Here is a 790-nt window from a genome sequence, read left to right as displayed (position 1 = left end):
ACCTTCATCTTGGTCTTTACCGGAAACTTTGACAGGACCTGCCGAAGCTCGGAGGTCCTGAGCGTATCGGCCATCAATGCGACCTTGCTCGTCTCCCGGTTGCTGATGATCGTGTAGCAGACACCATCGATCGTCTTCTCATCGATCGCCATATAGGAGCCTACGTTTGACTCCTTGAGGATCGGCACCCTGATCTTTTTTCGACCTCCCTCTCGCCGGACCTCGATATCATCTTGATAGATCCTGCCGTCCCGCTCTGCCTCACGGAAGCCACTCAGGTAATCCTTGTACCACCGGTCAAGACGCTTCGCATCCGTCCCGAGGACATAGGCGATATTACCAATGCTTATCGGCTTCCCCTCGACCAATTTCTTTTAAAAAAGCACCGAACTTCGGTGTGCATTTGATCCCTTCGATCGTATACTTATAGGTGTTGAAAAAGGACTCTCGACCACCCTTCTCCTTCCACCGACGCCGTCGTATATAGATGAAAGCCTCGCAACCGGCTATGGGAAAAGTCTGGATCTCGCAGGGATTCATATATCCGCATCGGACCACCTCCTTGGCTTCCGCCAGCTCAGGGGGATAATGGCTCTCGTCGTCCTTCTCGTCCATATAGAGCCGGTAGACTCCGCATTCCTTTTTTTACCTCCTTCAGTTCAAAGTCGCGGAGGATCTCCTCCGGAACAAAGGCTGATATCAGATCCCTTATCTCTGCTATTTCCATACGCTAAAACTACTGTCTGGTCCGTTATCTATTGTCTCCTCAACAAAGGTAATCTCCCCCCCC

At 51.4% G+C, this 790-nt stretch carries 1 protein-coding gene and 1 pseudogene; both read right to left on the bottom strand.

Annotated features, from left to right (window positions below):
* Nucleotides 1-368, bottom strand: a pseudogene (locus tag HMPREF2890_RS04645) (hypothetical protein); the annotation flags it as partial.
* A 209-nt stretch (nt 369-577) separates the two neighbouring features.
* Complete coding sequence (locus HMPREF2890_RS09280) at nt 578-727, bottom strand: hypothetical protein (protein WP_246825312.1); 150 nt, start codon at nt 725-727, stop codon at nt 578-580.
* Between the last annotated feature and the right edge of the window lie 63 nt (nt 728-790).

The organism is Porphyromonas sp. HMSC065F10 (genome assembly GCF_001808555.1).
In the GTDB taxonomy this organism is placed as follows: domain Bacteria; phylum Bacteroidota; class Bacteroidia; order Bacteroidales; family Porphyromonadaceae; genus Porphyromonas_A.
This window is presented reverse-complemented; position numbering and strand designations above follow the sequence as displayed.

What these genes read in the sequence shown, in the direction of transcription:
- HMPREF2890_RS09280 (WP_246825312.1), bottom strand. Translation starts at nt 727, where the DNA reads ATGGAAATAGCAGAGATAAGGGATCTGATATCAGCCTTTGTTCCGGAG.